Source organism: Streptomyces sp. NPDC033966 (genome assembly GCF_055575955.1).
Map to the genome: position 1 here is coordinate 1 of NZ_JBVIRQ010000004.1, position 15,927 is coordinate 15,927.

At 70.9% G+C, this 15,927-nt stretch carries 18 protein-coding genes; 6 read left to right on the top strand and 12 right to left on the bottom strand.

Going from position 1 to position 15,927, the window contains the following annotated elements; translation table 11 throughout:
- Window positions 1-352: 352 nt before the first annotated feature.
- Window positions 353-994 carry a DNA-3-methyladenine glycosylase gene (locus ACZ518_RS12190; RefSeq protein WP_469112965.1) on the bottom strand — a complete coding sequence of 214 codons (642 nt, stop codon included), beginning with the start codon at window positions 992-994 and terminating at the stop codon, window positions 353-355.
- Window positions 995-1,095: 101 nt separating this feature from the next.
- Between ACZ518_RS12190 and ACZ518_RS12195 the strand changes: the two genes are divergently transcribed.
- The 3 genes from ACZ518_RS12195 (at window position 1,096) to ACZ518_RS12205 (ending at window position 3,108) form a co-directional block, all read left to right on the top strand.
- Window positions 1,096-1,878, top strand: a complete 783-nt coding sequence (locus ACZ518_RS12195) for a sporulation protein (protein ID WP_385769253.1) — start codon at window positions 1,096-1,098, stop codon at window positions 1,876-1,878.
- Between the two features lie 40 nt (window positions 1,879-1,918).
- Window positions 1,919-2,455, top strand: a complete 537-nt coding sequence (locus ACZ518_RS12200) for a YbhB/YbcL family Raf kinase inhibitor-like protein (protein ID WP_469112966.1) — start codon at window positions 1,919-1,921, stop codon at window positions 2,453-2,455.
- 149 nt (window positions 2,456-2,604) lie between these two features.
- Entirely contained in the window at window positions 2,605-3,108 is a 504-nt protein-coding gene (locus tag ACZ518_RS12205; RefSeq protein WP_042800736.1) for an HNH endonuclease, read from the top strand.
- A gap of 48 nt (window positions 3,109-3,156) precedes the next feature.
- Here the strand turns inward: ACZ518_RS12205 and ACZ518_RS12210 are convergent, their stop codons facing one another.
- The 4 genes from ACZ518_RS12210 to ACZ518_RS12225 form a co-directional block, all read right to left on the bottom strand.
- A complete protein-coding gene (locus tag ACZ518_RS12210) occupies window positions 3,157-3,927 on the bottom strand; it encodes a sulfite exporter TauE/SafE family protein (RefSeq protein WP_469113461.1) in 771 nt (256 codons plus the stop codon).
- A gap of 97 nt (window positions 3,928-4,024) precedes the next feature.
- Entirely contained in the window at window positions 4,025-4,999 is a 975-nt protein-coding gene (locus tag ACZ518_RS12215; RefSeq protein WP_469112967.1) for an SPFH domain-containing protein, read from the bottom strand.
- Between the two features lie 84 nt (window positions 5,000-5,083).
- Complete coding sequence (locus ACZ518_RS12220) at window positions 5,084-5,512, bottom strand: NfeD family protein (protein WP_469112968.1); 429 nt, start codon at window positions 5,510-5,512, stop codon at window positions 5,084-5,086.
- 53 nt (window positions 5,513-5,565) lie between these two features.
- Window positions 5,566-6,366 carry an ABC transporter ATP-binding protein gene (locus tag ACZ518_RS12225; RefSeq protein WP_469112969.1) on the bottom strand — a complete coding sequence of 267 codons (801 nt, stop codon included), beginning with the start codon at window positions 6,364-6,366 and terminating at the stop codon, window positions 5,566-5,568.
- 135 nt (window positions 6,367-6,501) lie between these two features.
- Here ACZ518_RS12225 and ACZ518_RS12230 point away from each other — a divergent pair, with 135 nt between their 5' ends.
- The gene (locus ACZ518_RS12230; protein ID WP_469112970.1) at window positions 6,502-7,275 is read left to right on the top strand and encodes a hypothetical protein; all 774 of its coding nucleotides are present in this window, start codon (window positions 6,502-6,504) and stop codon (window positions 7,273-7,275) included.
- A gap of 86 nt (window positions 7,276-7,361) precedes the next feature.
- Here the strand turns inward: ACZ518_RS12230 and ACZ518_RS12235 are convergent, their stop codons facing one another.
- The 3 genes from ACZ518_RS12235 to ACZ518_RS12245 form a co-directional block, all read right to left on the bottom strand.
- On the bottom strand, window positions 7,362-7,607 hold the full coding sequence (locus tag ACZ518_RS12235) for a chaplin (RefSeq protein ID WP_042803098.1): 246 nt from the start codon (window positions 7,605-7,607) through the stop codon (window positions 7,362-7,364).
- Between the two features lie 127 nt (window positions 7,608-7,734).
- Window positions 7,735-8,394 (bottom strand): response regulator, encoded by a 660-nt coding sequence (locus ACZ518_RS12240; RefSeq protein ID WP_469112971.1) that lies wholly within the window; start codon window positions 8,392-8,394, stop codon window positions 7,735-7,737.
- Window positions 8,387-9,523, bottom strand: a complete 1,137-nt coding sequence (locus ACZ518_RS12245) for a GAF domain-containing sensor histidine kinase (protein ID WP_469112972.1) — start codon at window positions 9,521-9,523, stop codon at window positions 8,387-8,389. Before ACZ518_RS12245 ends, ACZ518_RS12240 begins: the two co-directional genes overlap by 8 nt.
- A 473-nt stretch (window positions 9,524-9,996) precedes the next feature.
- On the opposite strand from ACZ518_RS12245, the gene ACZ518_RS12250 reads away from it, so the two are divergent.
- On the top strand, window positions 9,997-10,635 hold the full coding sequence (locus tag ACZ518_RS12250; protein ID WP_469112973.1) for a transglycosylase SLT domain-containing protein: 639 nt from the start codon (window positions 9,997-9,999) through the stop codon (window positions 10,633-10,635).
- A 96-nt stretch (window positions 10,636-10,731) separates the two neighbouring features.
- On the opposite strand, the gene ACZ518_RS12255 is transcribed toward ACZ518_RS12250, so the two are convergent.
- Window positions 10,732-13,227: an ABC transporter ATP-binding protein/permease gene (locus tag ACZ518_RS12255; RefSeq protein WP_469112974.1), complete on the bottom strand. Its 2,496-nt coding sequence runs from the start codon at window positions 13,225-13,227 to the stop codon at window positions 10,732-10,734.
- A 351-nt stretch (window positions 13,228-13,578) separates the two neighbouring features.
- Between ACZ518_RS12255 and serB the strand changes: the two genes are divergently transcribed.
- Entirely contained in the window at window positions 13,579-14,778 is a 1,200-nt protein-coding gene (gene serB / locus ACZ518_RS12260) for a phosphoserine phosphatase SerB (RefSeq protein ID WP_469112975.1), read from the top strand.
- Window positions 14,779-14,838: 60 nt separating this feature from the next.
- Here the strand turns inward: serB and ACZ518_RS12265 are convergent, their stop codons facing one another.
- The 3 genes from ACZ518_RS12265 to ACZ518_RS12275 form a co-directional block, all read right to left on the bottom strand.
- Entirely contained in the window at window positions 14,839-15,360 is a 522-nt protein-coding gene (locus ACZ518_RS12265; RefSeq protein WP_469112976.1) for a SixA phosphatase family protein, read from the bottom strand.
- An 88-nt stretch (window positions 15,361-15,448) separates the two neighbouring features.
- Window positions 15,449-15,646: a hypothetical protein gene (locus ACZ518_RS12270; protein WP_469112977.1), complete on the bottom strand. Its 198-nt coding sequence runs from the start codon at window positions 15,644-15,646 to the stop codon at window positions 15,449-15,451.
- Between the two features lie 159 nt (window positions 15,647-15,805).
- Window positions 15,806-15,925 (bottom strand): SGM_5486 family transporter-associated protein, encoded by a 120-nt coding sequence (locus ACZ518_RS12275; RefSeq protein ID WP_260618654.1) that lies wholly within the window; start codon window positions 15,923-15,925, stop codon window positions 15,806-15,808.
- Between the last annotated feature and the right edge of the window lie 2 nt (window positions 15,926-15,927).

The window sequence follows — 15,927 nt, forward strand, 5'->3', positions numbered from 1 at the left end:
ATTTTTGGCACGCTGTTGAGTTCTCAAGGAACGGACGCTTCCTTTGTACTCACCCTCTCGGGCTTTCCTCCGGGCTTTCGTTCTTCGTTCTTGCGATTCAGACTCTATCAGAGTCTTTCTCGCTTGCTTTCCAGGTCCTGCGCTTTCGCGCTTTCCCTTTCGGCGTGGTCACTACGTTAACGCTTTTCCCTGCCGACTCATAATCGAGCCGGTCGGCAGGGAATTCGGGCATGCCGAATAAGACCCCGCCAGGGGTAAGTCGTAGGTAGTGGTTTGGCCGCTCCGGAGGGCTGTTGAAGACAGCGCCCCGTTCAAGCGGCTCGGGCTACGTTAGGCGTCTCCCAAGATCGAGTCAAGTTGAGCGGCGGCGCGGCGCGTGGGCCCGGTAGGGGCTGACGGTGGGGTCGCCGGTGATCCAGTAGCGGTAGGGGTGGGCCGCGCCGGCGCCGCCCACGCCCGTGCGGGGGCCGTTGCCGACCTGGTCGGGCGGGGTGGGGGTGCCGGTGAGGAGGGACAGGGGGGATTCGGGGCCCCCGCAGAGGTCCGCGCCGTCGAGGGAGCGGTCCACGTCCAGGGCCGTGGCCAGGCGGGCCGGCCCCCTGGCCAGTTCACGCGGGTTTCTGGCTGAAAGCCGACGTTTGGCAGCCAGCTCCGCGCCCACCGTCACCTCCCCCGCACGCAGCAGCACCCCGCTCGCGTGGCCCGGCGGGCCGCAGACCAGGTTGAGGCTGAACCACATGCCGTAGATGAAGTAGACGTACGCGTGTCCGGGCGGGCCGAACATCGACGCGTTGCGGGCGGTGCGGCCTCGGTAGGCGTGGGAGCCGGGGTCGGCCTCGCCCTCGTACGCCTCCACCTCCGTGATGCGCAGTTCCATGGGGCCCTCCGGAGTACGGCGGACCAGGATCCTGCCGAGCAGGTCGGGTGCCACGGTGAGGACCGGGCGGTCGAAGAAGGACCGGGACAGGGGCGTACGGTCGGGGCGCGCGCTCATCCGGTCGAGCGTAGTGGAACGCGTGCGGCTGCAACCGGGCCCTATGGTTCCGCAGTGGTAAGGGGTCAGTGGATCCGCATATCTGTGTAGGGGAGATTGAGATGGGCTTCAGGAAGCTGTTCGCGAGCCTGGGTGCCGGCGGTGCTTCGGTGGACACGGTCATCACCGAGCCGAACGTGGTGCCGGGCGGGATCGTCCAGGGCGAGGTGCGGATCCAGGGCGGGTCCGTCGAGCAGCAGATCGAGGGGCTGTCCGTCGGGCTGCAGGCGCGGGTGGAGGTGGAGGGCGGCGACAACGAGTACAAGCAGGACATCGTCTTCACCAAGCAGCGCCTCGGCGGTGCCTTCAAGGTGCAGCCCGGTGCGCTGCACGTGGTGCCCTTCGGGCTGGAGATCCCGGCGGAGACGCCGGTGACCCACTTCGGCGGCCAGCACCTGCACGGGATGAACATCGGGGTCAGCACCGAGCTGGAGATCGCGCGCGCGGTGGACGCGGGCGACCTGGACCCGATCAACGTGCACCCGGTGCCGGCGCAGCAGGCGATCCTGGACGCCTTCCGGCAGCTGGGCTTCACCTTCCGCAGCGCGGACATGGAGCGCGGGCACATCCGCGGGACCCGGCAGACGCTGCCGTTCTACCAGGAGATCGAGTTCCTGCCGCCGTCGCAGTACCGGGGGCTGAACCAGGTCGAGCTGACCTTCGTCTCGGACGGGCACGAGATGGACGTCGTGCTGGAGATGGACAAGAAGCCGGGGCTGTTCAGCGAGGGCAGCGACACCTACCGCTGCTTCCAGGTGGGTCTGCAGTCGTATCAGGGGACCGACTGGGCGGCGTACCTGAACCAGTGGATCGCCTCGGTCGGTTCGCAGCGCAACTGGTTCTAGGCTCGGACGCGTACCCCTCATCCGATCCAGGAGGACAGCAGTGGCCGAACAGAAAAGGGCTCCCCTTCCGCACGACTTCCACCCCGAGGTGGAGTCCTTCACGGTGACCAGCGTGGACGTCGCGCCGGGGGCCGACCTGCACGCGGCCCAGGTCCTGACGGGCAAGAACCTCTCGCCGGAGCTGAGCTGGGAGGGGTTCCCGAAGGAGACGAAGAGTTTCGCGGTGACCTGCTTCGACCCGGACGCGCCGACGGGCAGCGGGTTCTGGCACTGGGTGCTCTTCGACATCCCGGCCTCGGTGACCTCGCTGCCGGCCGGTGCGGGCAGCGGGGACTTCGAGGGGCTGCCGGAGGGTGCGGTGCACGCGCGCAACGACTACGGCACGCGGGACTTCGGCGGGGCGGCTCCGCCGCGCGGGGAGCGGCACCGGTACGTGTTCACCGTGTACGCGGTGGACCGGGAGGAGCTGGGGACGGACGAGGACTCCTCGCCGGCGTCGGTCGGTTTCCACCTCCGGTTCCACTCCATCGGCCGTGCCCAGCTGATCGGTGAGTACGAGTCGCCGGCGGCGCGTTGATCGTTCTCCCGCTGTTTGCCCGGTCCTGGTCTAAAGAAGGCCAGGACCGGGCATTTTTATTGCGTTGTCCCGCGTGGCGCGCGCGGCCAGAGTGGGTGCGGGCCTTGCCGCCAGGGTGGTCGCGGGCCTGCACACGGGAGGTGGGCGAGATGCGGGACACGCTGGTACTGAACGCGAGCTTCGAGCCGCTGTCGACGGTGACGCTGAACCGGGCGGTCGTGCTGGTTCTGCAGGACAAGGCCGTCGTCGAACAGTCGCATCCCGAGCTGCGGGTGCGTGCGGCCACCATGGAGCTTCCGATGCCGCGCGTGATCCGGCTGTGCCGGTACGTACGGGTGCCCTTCCGAAGACATGCTCCCTGGTCACGGCGGGGGGTGCTGGTCAGGGACCAGCACCGGTGCGCGTACTGCGGCAAGCGCGCGACGACCGTGGACCATGTGCTGCCGCGGGCCCAGGGGGGTGGTGACACGTGGCTGAACACGGTGGCCTCCTGCGCCGAGGACAATCACCGCAAGGCGGCCCGGACGCCGGAGGAGGCGGGGATGCCGCTGCTGCGGAAGCCCTTCGTGCCTTCTCCGGCGGACGCGATGCTGCTCGCTCTGGGGGTGGGCGGGGAGGACGCGCTGCCGGAGTGGCTGGCGCGCACCGCGTAGTCCGGCGTCTCCCCGGGCCCGTTGGGCGGCGTATTTCCGCTACGTCGCTCAGCGGAGGAGGAGTTGGACGATGGCCAGGATCCCGACCGTCACGATGACTCCGCGCAGGGCGGTCGGGGGGAGTCGGCGGCCGACCTTGGCGCCGATCTGGCCGCCGATGGTGGAGCCGACGGCGATGAGGAGGACGGCCGTCCAGTCGAAGTCGGCGACGAAGAGGAAGAAGACGGCAGCGATGCCGTTGACGAGCGCGGCGACGACGTTCTTGACGGCGTTGATCCGTTGCATGTCCTCGTGGAGCAGCAGCCCCATCAGGCCCACGTAGAGGACGCCCTGCGCGGCGCCGAAGTAGCCTCCGTACGCGCTGGAGAGCAGCATGCCGGCCAGCAGCGGCGTACCGCCGTCCGCTTTGCCCGGATCGCCTCCTGCGGCTTCCTGGCGGCGGCGCAGGGCCGCGGCGAGCCGGGGCTGGAGGACGACGAGTACGAGGGCCAGGCCGATGAGGACGGGCACGATCGTGTCGAAGGAGTCCGACGGCAGGGTCAGGAGGAGGATGGCGCCCGCGAGGCCGCCGACGAGGGAGACGGCGCCGAGCCGCACGATGCGGGCGCGCTGGCCCTGGAGTTCCTTGCGGTAGCCGATGGCCCCGCTGATGGAACCGGGCACCAGGCCGAGGGTGTTGGAGACGTTGGCGGTGACCGGGGGCAGGCCGGTGGCGAGGAGCACCGGGAAGGTGATCAGGGTGCCGGAGCCGACGATGGTGTTGATGGTGCCGGCGCCGATTCCGGCGCCGAAGACCGCGAGCGATTCCCAGATGGACATGGACATGGACGGAGCCATCCCCTTTGTGTGAGTGAGTCGCCTCCCCGCCATGAAGGTCGAGGGGCCTCACCGATCATGCACGAAGGGGAGGACGCGGTCAGTCGATGGGGGGCTGTTCGCGCCGCTCCGCGGGGGTGTCCTGGGCGGGGGTGCCCTTGCCGGGGTTCTGCGGGTTGAAGCCGGCCGAACCGCCGCCGAGGGGTCCGAAGTTGCCCATGGCGCCCGAGAGTCCCTTGAGTGCGTCCCCGATCTCGCTGGGCACGATCCAGAGCTTGTTGGCGTCGCCCTCGGCGATCTTCGGGAGCATCTGGAGGTACTGGTAGGCGAGGAGCTTCTGGTCGGCGTCGCCGGCGTGGATGGACTCGAAGACGGTGCGGATGGCCTGGGCCTCGCCCTCGGCCCTCAGGGCAGCGGCCTTGGCCTCGCCCTCGGCGCGCAGGATGGAGGACTGCTTCTCGCCCTCGGCGCGCAGGATCTCCGACTGGCGGACGCCCTCGGCCTGGAGGATCGCGGCGCGCTTGTCGCGGTCGGCGCGCATCTGCTTCTCCATCGAGTCCTGGATGGAGGTCGGCGGCTCGATGGCCTTCAGCTCGACGCGGTTGACGCGGATGCCCCACTTGCCGGTGGCCTCGTCGAGGACCCCGCGCAGGGCGGCGTTGATCTCCTCGCGGGAGGTGAGGGTCCGCTCCAGGTCCATGCCGCCGATGATGTTGCGCAGGGTGGTGACGGTGAGCTGCTCGATGGCCTGGATGTAGCTGGCCACTTCGTACGTGGCGGCGCGGGCGTCGGTCACCTGGTAGTAGATAACGGTGTCGATGTTGACGACCAGGTTGTCCTGGGTGATGACCGGCTGCGGCGGGAAGGGGACGACCTGTTCGCGGAGGTCGATCCGGTTGCGGATGGAGTCGATGAACGGGACGACGATGTTGAGGCCCGCGTTGAGGGTGCGGGTGTAGCGGCCGAACCGCTCGACGATGGCTGCGCTGGCCTGCGGGATCACCTGGATCGTCTTGACCAGGGCGATGAAGACCAGTACCACCAGGATGATCAGGACGATGATGATCGGTTGCATGCGGTTCCCCGTGCCCTTCCGGCTGTCTGTGCTGCCCCGTTGATCGGAGTCTCGCAGACCCCGGGGCCGCGGGTGGGCTGCTTGTCACATGACGACCGCGGTCGCTCCGTCGATGTCGACGACGTCTACGGACTGGCCGGGTTCGAAGCTGGTGTCCGAGTCGAGGGTGCGGGCGGACCAGATCTCGCCGGCCAGCTTGATGCGGCCGCCGCTGCCGTCGACCCGTTCGAGGACGACGGCGGATCTGCCCTTCAACGCCTCGATGCCGCTGCGGTGTTGGGGCCGCTGGTCGCGGTGGCGGTTGGCGATCGGCCGTACGACGGCGATCAGCGCGACCGACACGATCACGAAGACCAGGACCTGGGCGACCACTCCCCCGCCGAAGGCCGCGGTGACGGCCGCGGCGACCGCGCCGACGGCGAACATGCCGAACTCCGGCAGGGCGGTCAGGACGAGGGGGATGCCCAGTCCGACCGCGCCGATGAGCCACCACACCCATGCGTCGATGTCCACATGGTCATGGTAGGTCGGGCGGGCGCGGCCGGACAGGGCGCGAACGGCGGTGCCTAGCGCAGGGGCAGGCCCTGGGCGCTCCAGCGCTCGTGCTCGTTGCGCTCGACGATGAGCGGGAGGCCGAAGCAGAGGGAGAGGTTGCGGGAGGTCAGCTCCAGCTCGATGGGACCGGCGGCGACGACCTTGCCCTGCCGGATCATCAGGACGTGCGTGAAGCCGGGGGCGATCTCCTCGACGTGGTGCGTGACCATGACCATGGACGGGGCCAGGGGGTCGCGGGCCAGGCGGCCGAGGCGCCGCACGAGGTCCTCGCGGCCGCCGAGGTCGAGGCCGGCGGCGGGCTCGTCGAGGAGGAGCAGCTCGGGGTCGGTCATCAGGGCGCGGGCGATCAGGGTGCGCTTGCGCTCGCCCTCGGAGAGGGTGCCGAACTTGCGGTCGAGGTAGTCGGTCATGCCGAGGCGGTCGAGGAACGCGCGGGCGCGCTGCTCGTCGATGTCCTCGTACTCCTCCTGCCAGGTCGCGGTCATGCCGTAGGCGGCGGTGAGCACGGTCTGCAGGACGGTCTGCCGCTTCGGGAGCTTGTCGGCGAGCGCGATGCCGGCGACGCCGATGCGCGGGCGCAGCTCGAAGACGTCGCTGCCGGGCTTGCCGAGGGTGCTGCCGAGGATGGTGGCCGTGCCCTTGGTGGGGAAGAGGTAGCTGGAGGCGAGGTTCAGCAGCGTGGTCTTGCCGGCGCCGTTGGGGCCGAGGATGACCCAGCGCTCCCCCTCCTTGACCGACCAGGAGACCTGGTCCACCAGAGCCCGGCCCTCGCGGACCACGGATACGTCCACCAGCTCCAGAACATCGCTCATGAGCGTGTTGTCACCCCTTGCAGTCACGGTTCTCTGTGCGCGCCTGTAGGCGCGGCCCCAGGGGAAAACCTACGCCACTCGGAGAGGGCTCCGGGCGCCAGGCCGGGTCGGGGGGCCGATCCGTAGAGTGGGGGGATGCTTTTCGAACCACGTTCAGGGCGGCTGGCCGCCTGGGGGAACGCTCTGCTGGCCGGTCTGGTCTCGCCCGACGAGGCGGCGCTGTCGATCGTGGGCGAGGACGCCGTGCACCGGGTCGCCGGGCTGCCGGGTGAGGCGGGGCCGGTGGGGCTCACGCTGGCGCTGGGGCGGCTGCGGACTCTGGGGGTGACCGGGCTGCGGGTGGCGCTGCCGGTCGCGGGCCATCCGCTGGGGCTGAGCGGGCCGCCGGAGTTCAACGCGCGGGCGCTGGAGGCCGAGGAGGCGGTGGTGTGCGCGGGGGCCGCCCTGGGGCTGGTGCCGGAGGTCACGGAGGCGGGCCCGGCCGGTGACGTGCACGTCTCGGTGGTGTGGCACTGCCTGCCGGTACGGGAGGCCCCGCCGGCGGACGTGCCGTCGCTGGGTGAGGCGGAGCGGGAGCTGGCCGAGGCGCTGCGCGAGGCGACGGTGGTGCTGACCCGGCTGGACGTGGCGGCGTCGGGGCCGGTGGCCGAGGCGGCGCTGTCGGCGTACCGGGCGCGGGCGGAGGCGGGGCGGGACGTGCTGGCGCCCGGGTATCCGGCGCGGGCGGTACGGGTGCTGGCGCTGGCGCAGCGGGTGGACCTGATGGTGTCGCTGGCGTACGAGCGCGGGCACGGGGGCGCGGTGGCGGCCTCGGAGATGGCGGCGCGGGCGGAGGCGCTGCGGCCGGTGGAGCGGGTGGCGCGGCGGGCGCTGGTGGCGGCGTACAACGCGGCGGTGGAGGGGAAGTAGCCTCCGGCGGCCGGCCGGGGCCGCACGGCCGCGGCCCCGCTTCCCGGGGAGAAGGGGGGAAGCGGGGCCGCAGGGCGGGGCGGGGGTCAGGCGTTGACGCCGGTGTTGCCCCAGGCGCCGTTGAGCAGGCCGATCACGCTGACGGTGTTGCCGACCACGTTCACGGGGACGTGCACGGGGACCTGGAGCAGGTTCCCGGAGGCCACGCCGGGCGAGTTCAGGGCCTCGCCCTCCGCGGACGCACCGCCGTGCGCCGAGGAGACACCGGCGCCGGCGGCGACGAGGCCGCCCGCGATCATGGTGACGGCTGCGGCCTTCTTGAAGTTCTTCACGTTCTCGTCCTCCAGTACGTCTGCCGCGACCAGCCGTCGCGGCACGCCATGGAGAACGGCGGCCGCCCGGCCGGGATACGCCATGTGGGCGACATACACCCGACCGTATGAATCTCAGTTCAGCCCATTACTCCGCGATGCCGTGCCTGACGGCCCACAGCGCGGCCTGCGTGCGGTCGGAGAGGTCCAGTTTCATCAGGATGTTCGAGACGTGCGTCTTGACCGTCTTCTCGGACAGTACGAGCGCCCTGGCGATCTCCCGGTTCGAGCGGCCGTCGGCGATCAGGCCCAGGACCTCCCGCTCGCGGTCGGTCAGCGACCCCGGCCGGCCCCCGGGGCCGCTCTGGTCGTCCTGGGCGGCCAGCAGGGCCTCGGCTACCTCCGGCTGCAGCAGTACGTGTCCCGCGTGCACGGAGCGGATGGCTCCGGCCAGGGCGTCGGGGTCGATGTCCTTGTAGAGGTATCCGGCGGCGCCGGCCCGCAGCGCGGGGACCACGGTCCGCTGTTCCGTGAAGCTGGTGACGATCAGGACCCGGGCCGGGTTCTCCAGGTCCCGCAGCCGCCGCAGGGCCTCGATGCCGTCGGTGCCGGGCATCTTGACGTCCATGAGGATCACGTCGGGCCGCAGCTCCTCGGCGCGGGCGGTGCCCTCCGCCCCGTCGGCGGCCTCTCCGACCACCTCGATGTCCTCCTGTACCTCCAGGAAGGTGCGCAGGCCGCGCCGGACCACCTGGTGGTCGTCGACGAGCAGGACGCGGATCCGGCCGCGGCCGGGGGTGTCAGCCACCGGGGACCTCCATTTCGATCGTGGTGCCCTCACCGGGCTCCGAGCGGACCTCCAGCCGGCCTCCGGCGCCGCTCGCCCGGTCCCGCATGGAGACGAGCCCCAGGTGCCGGCCGGCCTTGCGGACCGTGGACGGGGAGAAGCCCCGGCCCCAGTCCCGTACGCGCAGGACGGCGCCGCCCGCGGGGGTGCGGGCCAGGGTGACCTCGACGCGGTCCGCGCCGGAGTGCCGCAGGGCGTTGTGCAGGGCCTCCTGGGCGACCCGCAGCAGGGCCTCCTCCTGGGAGGCGGGCAGGGCCCGTACGCCGTCACAGGTGAAGGTGACGCGCGCGGTGTGGGCGCGGTCCAGTACCCGGACGTGGTCGCGCAGCGTGTGGACGAGGCCGTCCTCGTCCAGCGCGGCGGGCCGCAGCTCGGTCACTGCGGCGCGGAGCTCGTCGGCGGCCTCCGCGGCGAGCACGGCGACCTGCTGGAGCTCCCCCTTGGCGCGGGCCGGGTCGCGGTCCACGAGGGCGGCGGCGGCCTGGGCGGTCAGGCGCAGGGAGAACAGCTTCTGGCTGACGGCGTCGTGCAGCTCGTGGGCGAGCCGGGAGCGCTCCTCGGCGATCGTCAGCTCACGGCTGCGCTCGTAGAGGCGCGCGTTGGTGAGGGCTATGGCGGCGTGCTGGGCGAGGAGGGAGAGGAGCGCCTCGTCCTCGTCGGTGAAGCCGCCGGGGCCGTTCTTGTTGGCGAGGAAGAGGGCGCCCAGGTTCTCCTCCCCGTCCCTGATGGGCAGGCCCAGGAAGCCGGACATCTCGGGGTGGGCGGCGGGCCAGCCCCCGAAGCGCGGGTCCTCGCGTACGTCCGCGAGCCGCTCGGGGGTCTCCTCGTGGAGCATCGCGGCGAGGATGCCGTGCTGGCGGGGCAGCGGGCCGATGCGGCGCCACTGCTCCTCGCTGATGCCGTCCACGACGAACTGGGCGAAGCCCCCGTGGTCGTCCGGGACGCCGAGGGCGGCGTACTCGGCGTCCAGCAGTTCGCGGGCGGAGGCGACGATCGTGCGCAGGACGTCGTGGACCTCCAGCCGCCGGCTCATGGCGAGCAGCGCGGTGCTGACGGCCGCCAGTCCTCCCGTAGCGGGTCCGTTGTGCATGGGGTCACCGTACCGGCGGCCCTGACCTGCGGGATCGGGCCTTGGGCGTAGGTCCTGGGCCTGAGGGCGTACGGCCTGGGGAGGGGGGTGCGGGGGCGGGGTCTCTGCCCTGGGGATGAGGCCCGGGGGCGGTCGGCTCGTCCGGAAGGCTGAGGTCGGTCACGTATTGAATTGCGGTCGCAACTCTGGGTGAGACCGGTGCGGGCCCGATGTGAGCCCCGGCATAGGACGCACATCACTTACGAAGCCGCGTAGTGGACGCATAAAGACGCCGTCAGTGCGGCCGCCCCTAGCGACAGGGGCGGCAATGCCGCTCCGGCGGGGGGCCCTGATCCACTAACCGGGATCGTACGTCACACCTTTGCCAGGCCATTTTGCCGCCGCTAAGAATGGCTGCCGTCGCACAGCGCCGCGGATCCCGGATCCGAGCGGCGCTTTCCTGCGGCCCCCGCTATTCGAAGAGGTTGCCCCGCATGTCTGCTTCCAGCACGCCCGGTCACTATCGTCTGACGAAGGCACACAAGCTGTCGATCGCCGGTGTGGCCACCCTCGGTGCCGCCGCCCTCGCCTTCTCCCTCGTCCCCGCCGGTACCGAGACCGCTCAGGCTCAGACGTTCGATGCCGCCCCGGTCGCCTGGACCCAGTCCGTGCAGAAGCACGTCGGCGCCCAGCAGGCCGTCGCCGACCAGAAGGCCAAGGACGCGGCGAAGGCCGAGGCCGCCGCGCAGGCGAAGAAGGAGCGCGAGGCCAAGGAAGCCGCCAGCCGTTCCGCGGCCCGCACGCCGGTCTTCGCGAACAACCTCGACGGCTGGATCAAGGAAGCCCTCTCCATCATGAAGCGCGAGGGCATCCCCGGCAGCTACGCCGGCATCCACCGCAACATCATGCGCGAGTCGAGCGGCAACCCCCGCGCGATCAACCTGTGGGACATCAACGCGCAGAACGGCATCCCGTCGAAGGGCCTGCTCCAGGTCATCCAGCCGACCTTCAACACGTACCACGTCAAGGGCACGAAGTTCGACCTGTACGACCCGGTCGCGAACATCGTCGCCGCGTGCAACTACGCCGCCGACCGCTACGGCTCGATGGACAACGTGAACAGCGCCTACTAGGCACCGCACGCCCCCATGCGCCTCAGGGCGGCCCCCGGAGTTCCGGGGGCCGCCCTGAGGCGTTCCACGCGTACGCGGCCCTGGCGGACCCGTCCGCTACTTGCGCATGACCTCGGGCTCGTGGCGGCGCAGCAGGCGCGCCACGGCGAAGCCGCAGATCACACCGAGCGCCAGCAGGACGAAGACGTCCATGAACCACTGGCCGGCGGTGTGGTCCCACAGCGGGTCGGTGTTGGTGGGGTTCTGCGGGTCCCACGGCGCCATGAGCCTGCCCAGGTTCAGGGTGGTGCCGGCGGCGCCGATGGCCCAGCGGGACGGCATCAGGTAGGCGAACTGCTCCAGGCCGATCTTGTCGTACAGCTGGAACAGGATGCCGGTGAAGACGACCTGGACGATGGCGAACATGACGAGCAGCGGCATGGTCTTCTCGGCGGTCTTCACCAGCGAGGAGATCACGAGGCCGAACATCATCGCGGTGAAGCCGAGCGAGGTGACCGCGATGCAGAGCTCGACGGCCGGGTTCATGAACAGGCCCTCGGCGGGCAGCTTGCGCGGGGTGAAGGCGATGGCGCAGATGATCACGCCCTGGAGGGCGGTGATCGCGCCGAGGACGATCACCTTCGACATGAGGTACGCGGACCGGGACAGGCCGGTCGCGCGCTCACGCTCGTAGATGACGCGTTCCTTGATCAGCTCACGGACCGAGTTGGCCGCGCCCGAGAAGCACATGCCGACCGCGAGGATCAGCATGATCGTGCCCGCGTCGCCGTTGAAGCGCGACGGCGGGGTCGGCGGGGCGAGGCCGAACTTCGCGGGGATCACGATGGAGACGACGCCGAGGACGGCGGGCATCAGCACCATCAGGGCGAGGAAGCCCACGTCGGAGGCGATCACCGAGACGTAGCGGCGCATCAGCGTCCACAGCTGCGAGCCCCAGCCCTGCGGCTTCGGCGGGATCATCTGCTGCGGCGCCATCGCGACCTGCTGCGGGGCGACCGCGTCGAGGTCGGCGGCGTACAGCTGGTAGTGCTGCGAGCCCTTCCAGCGGCCGGCCCAGTCGTAGTCGCGGTAGTTCTCGAAGGCGGAGAACACGTCGGCCCAGGTGGTGTAGCCGAAGAAGTTCAGCGCCTCGTCCGGCGGGCCGAAGTAGGCGACGGACCCGCCCGGGGCCATGACGAGCAGCTTGTCGCACAGCCCCAGCTCGGCCACGGAGTGGGTGACGACGAGGACCGTGCGGCCGTCGTCGGCGAGGCCGCGCAGCAGCTGCATGACGTCGCGGTCCATGCCCGGGTCGAGGCCGGAGGTCGGCTCGTCCAGGAAGATCAGCGACGGCTTGGTGAGCAGCTCCAGGGCCACGGACACGCGCTTGCGCTGACCACCGGAGAGCGAGGTGATCTTCTTGTCCTTGTGGATGTCGAGCTTGAGCTCGCGCAGCACCTCGTCGATGCGGGCGGCGCGCTCGGACTCGGCGGTGTCGCCCGGGAAGCGGAGCTTGGCCGCGTACTTCAGCGCGGTCGAGACCTTCAGCTCCTTGTGCAGGATGTCGTCCTGCGGGACCAGGCCGATGCGCTGGCGGAGCTCCGCGAACTGCTTGTACAGGTTGCGGTTGTCGTAGAGGACGTCACCCTGGTCGGCGGGCCGGTAGCCGGTGAGCGCCTTCAGGAGCGTCGACTTGCCGGAGCCGGAGGGGCCGATGACGCCGATGAGCGACTTCTCCGGGACGCCGAAGGTGACGTCCTTGAGGATCTGCTTGCCGCCGTCGACCGTGACCGTGAGGTGGCGGGCCGAGAAGGAGACGTCACCGGTGTCGACGAACTCCTCGAGCCGGTCGCCGACGATCTTGAACGTCGAGTGGCCGACGCCCACGATGTCGTTCGGGCCGAGCAGCGCGGTGCCGGACTTGGGCAGCGGCTGACCGTTGACGTAGGTGCCGTTGTGGCTGCCGAGGTCGTGGATCTCGAAGCGGCCGCCGGTGGAGCGGAACTCCGCGTGGTGGCGCGAGACCTGGAGGTCGGAGACGACGAGCTCGTTCTCCAGGGCACGGCCGATGCGCATGACCCGGCCGACGGCGATCTGGTGGAACGTCGTCGGGCTGCGGTGGTCGCTGCTGTACCCGGGGGCCGCGGCGGCCTGCTGCGCGGGGATGCCGCCCCCGGCTCCGCCGCCCTGCTGCTGCGGCACGTACGGCTGCTGCTGCTCCCAGGCGGGCTGCTGCGGCTGCTGCTGTGCCGGGGCCTGGTAGGCCTGCTGCTGTGCCTGCGCCTGCGCCGCCGGAGCCTGGTAGGCCGGCTGCTGTGCCTGCGCGGCGCTCGGATTCAGCCGCGGGCCGTCCGTGGCGTTGCCCAGGTGGACCGGCGTGCCCGGCACGAGCTCCGTCTGCTGGACCCGCGCGCCGTGCACGTAGGTGCCGTTGGTGCTGCCGTGGTCCTCGATGGCCCAACCCCGGCCGTTCCAGCTGATGGTGGCGTGCCGCCACGACACCCTGGCGTCATCGATCACGACGTCTCCCTGGGGGTCGCGCCCCAGCGAGTACGACCTGGACGGATCGAGCGTCCAGGTCCTTCCGTTCAATTCCAGTACGAGTTCCGGCACTCCAGCCCCACTTAAGGTCCCCCGAGAATCCCCCTGGCGTCCAGGGAGAACGACGTCAGGGAGTCTAGGGATGGCGAACATCCGGTGGAACTATTTCAGGCCTGCGGCCACATGTGGAATCGGGGCCTTCCGCGGGGGGCCGCGGGCGGCATTTGACGGGGGCGAAAGACACCCGGAGAGTGCGATACGGGACTTCTCGGCCCCCGGTGCGGCGCTCGCCTTCTTCACGTACCCCTCACGTTCTTCACGCCGCGCCCGCACCGGCGCGGCGGCCGGGCGGTGCGCGGCGCGCGTCTGAAGGGTGGGACGGGGGTCCGGCGGGAGGGGGCGGGAAGATACGGTGTGGGCACCATGAGCGCTTCGCAGACCTCCGACGTCCCCACCCTCCTCGTCAAGATCTTCGGCAAGGACCGTCCCGGGATCACCGCCGGGCTGTTCGACACCCTCGCCGCCTACTCCGTCGACGTCGTCGACATCGAGCAGGTCGTCACCCGAGACCGCATCGTCCTGTGCGTCCTCGTCACCAAGCCCGCCGCCGGCTCCGAGGGCGAGCTGCGCGCCACCGTGCACAGCTGGGCCGAGTCGCTCAAGCTGCAGGCGGAGATCCTCTCCGGTACCGGTGACAACCGGCCGCGCGGCAGCGGCCGCTCCCACGTCACCGTCCTCGGGCACCCGCTCACCGCCGAGTCCACCGCCACCATCGCCGCCCGGATCACCGCGGCCGGCGGCAACATCGACCGTATCTTCCGGCTCGCCAAGTACCCGGTGACGGCGGTCGAGTTCGCCGTCTCCGGCGTCGAGACCGAGCCGCTGCGCACCGCCCTGGCCACCACCGCCGCGCAGATCGGCGTGGACGTGGCCGTGGTGTCGGCCGGGCTGCACCGCCGGGCGCAGCGGCTGGTGGTCATGGACGTGGACTCGACCCTGATCCAGGACGAGGTCATCGAGCTCTTCGCCGCGCACGCCGGCTGCGAGGCGGAGGTCGCCGAGGTGACCGAGCGGGCCATGCGCGGCGAGCTGGACTTCGAGCAGTCCCTGCACGCCCGCGTCGCACTGCTGGCGGGGCTGGACGCGTCGGTGGTGGACAAGGTCCGCTCCGAGGTGCGGCTGACGCCCGGCGCGCGGACCCTGATCCGGACGCTGAAGATGCTGGGCTACCAGGTGGGCGTGGTCTCCGGCGGGTTCACGCAGGTCACGGACGACCTGCGGGAGCGGCTGGGGCTGGACTTCGCCTCGGCGAACACCTTGGAGATCGTCGACGGGAAGCTGACCGGCAAGGTCACCGGGGAGATCGTGGACCGGGCGGGCAAGGCCCGGCTGCTGCGCCGCTTCGCCGCGGAGGCCGGGGTGCCGCTGTCGCAGACGGTGGCGATCGGTGACGGCGCCAACGACCTGGACATGCTGAACGCGGCCGGGCTGGGTGTCGCCTTCAACGCCAAGCCGGTGGTCCGCGAGGCCGCGCACACCGCCGTGAACGTCCCCTTCCTGGATGCCGTGCTGTACCTGCTCGGCGTCACCCGCGAGGAAGTGGAAGCGGCCGACCTGGCCTGACCCCGTACGTGCGTGCGCGCCCGGCCGGAGCCCTCCGGCCGGGCGCGCGTCGTCGCGGGCTCAGTGCTCCTTGGGCGTCCAGTAGTCCAGCAGGGTGCACACGCCGGGTTCGAGGGACTTCCACGAGCCGGTGAAGGAGACGATGGCCAGCGCGGCGGTCGGGAAGCCCGTACGGGTCATCCGGGCCAGGGTGTCGCCCTCGGAGCGTCCGCAGAGGACGTCGGCGAGGGCGTGCATGCCGGGGTTGTGGCCGATGACGATGAGGTCGGACACCTCGTCGGGGGTCTCGTTCAGCAGGGCGATGAGCTCGCCGGGCGACGCTTCGTAGATCCGCTCCTCGTACGAGGTCTTCGGCCGGGACGGGAGTTCCTGGACGGCGAGCTTCCAGGTCTCCCGGGTGCGCGCGGCGGTGGAGCAGAGGGCCAGGTCGAAGGTGATGCCGGTCTCGGCGAGCTTCAGTCCGACGGCGGGCGCGTCCTTGCGGCCGCGTTCCGCCAGCGGGCGGTCGTGGTCGGACACCTGCGGCCAGTCGGCCTTGGCGTGCCGGAGGAGGGCGATCCTGCGGGGTGTGTCGGCGCTCATGGCCACCAGCTTCGCACGAAACGAGCCACCGGGCGCAGGGTGTTGGGGGGCCTTGCCCCGTCGGTGGGGCGTGCCCGGCGCACGCGGGTCAGCCGACGGCGCGCAGCAGCTGGTGGGTGACCTGGACGAGGGCGGAGCCCTCTTCGGTGGCGGCGTGCGCCTGGCCGGAGCCGGCGAGGAGGAGCAGGAGGAGACCGAAGGCGAGCGCGGGCAGGGCCAGCGTCCACCAGTGCAGCCGGGTGTCGGGGGCGGTGCGGGGGGCGGGAAGGTGTGCGGGGGCCGACATGGCCGCCTCCGTGGGTGTGCGGGTGGGACGGGCTCGCTCTCCTTCGAATCTATGGATCCGAAGGGGCGGTTCCCATCCGGGGCGCACCCCAGGCAACCCTGAACCTGGCCCCCCAGGGGATGGTGGGGATATCCCCACCATCCCCTGGGGCCCCTCGTGTCAGGGGGAGGCGATGGTCGCGATGACGGCGATGACCACGGTCACGAGCAGCATCGCGCCGAGCACGAGACCGAGCTTCTTGTGGCCGTTCTGGGGGTTGGGTTCGAGTACGGGCGACATGC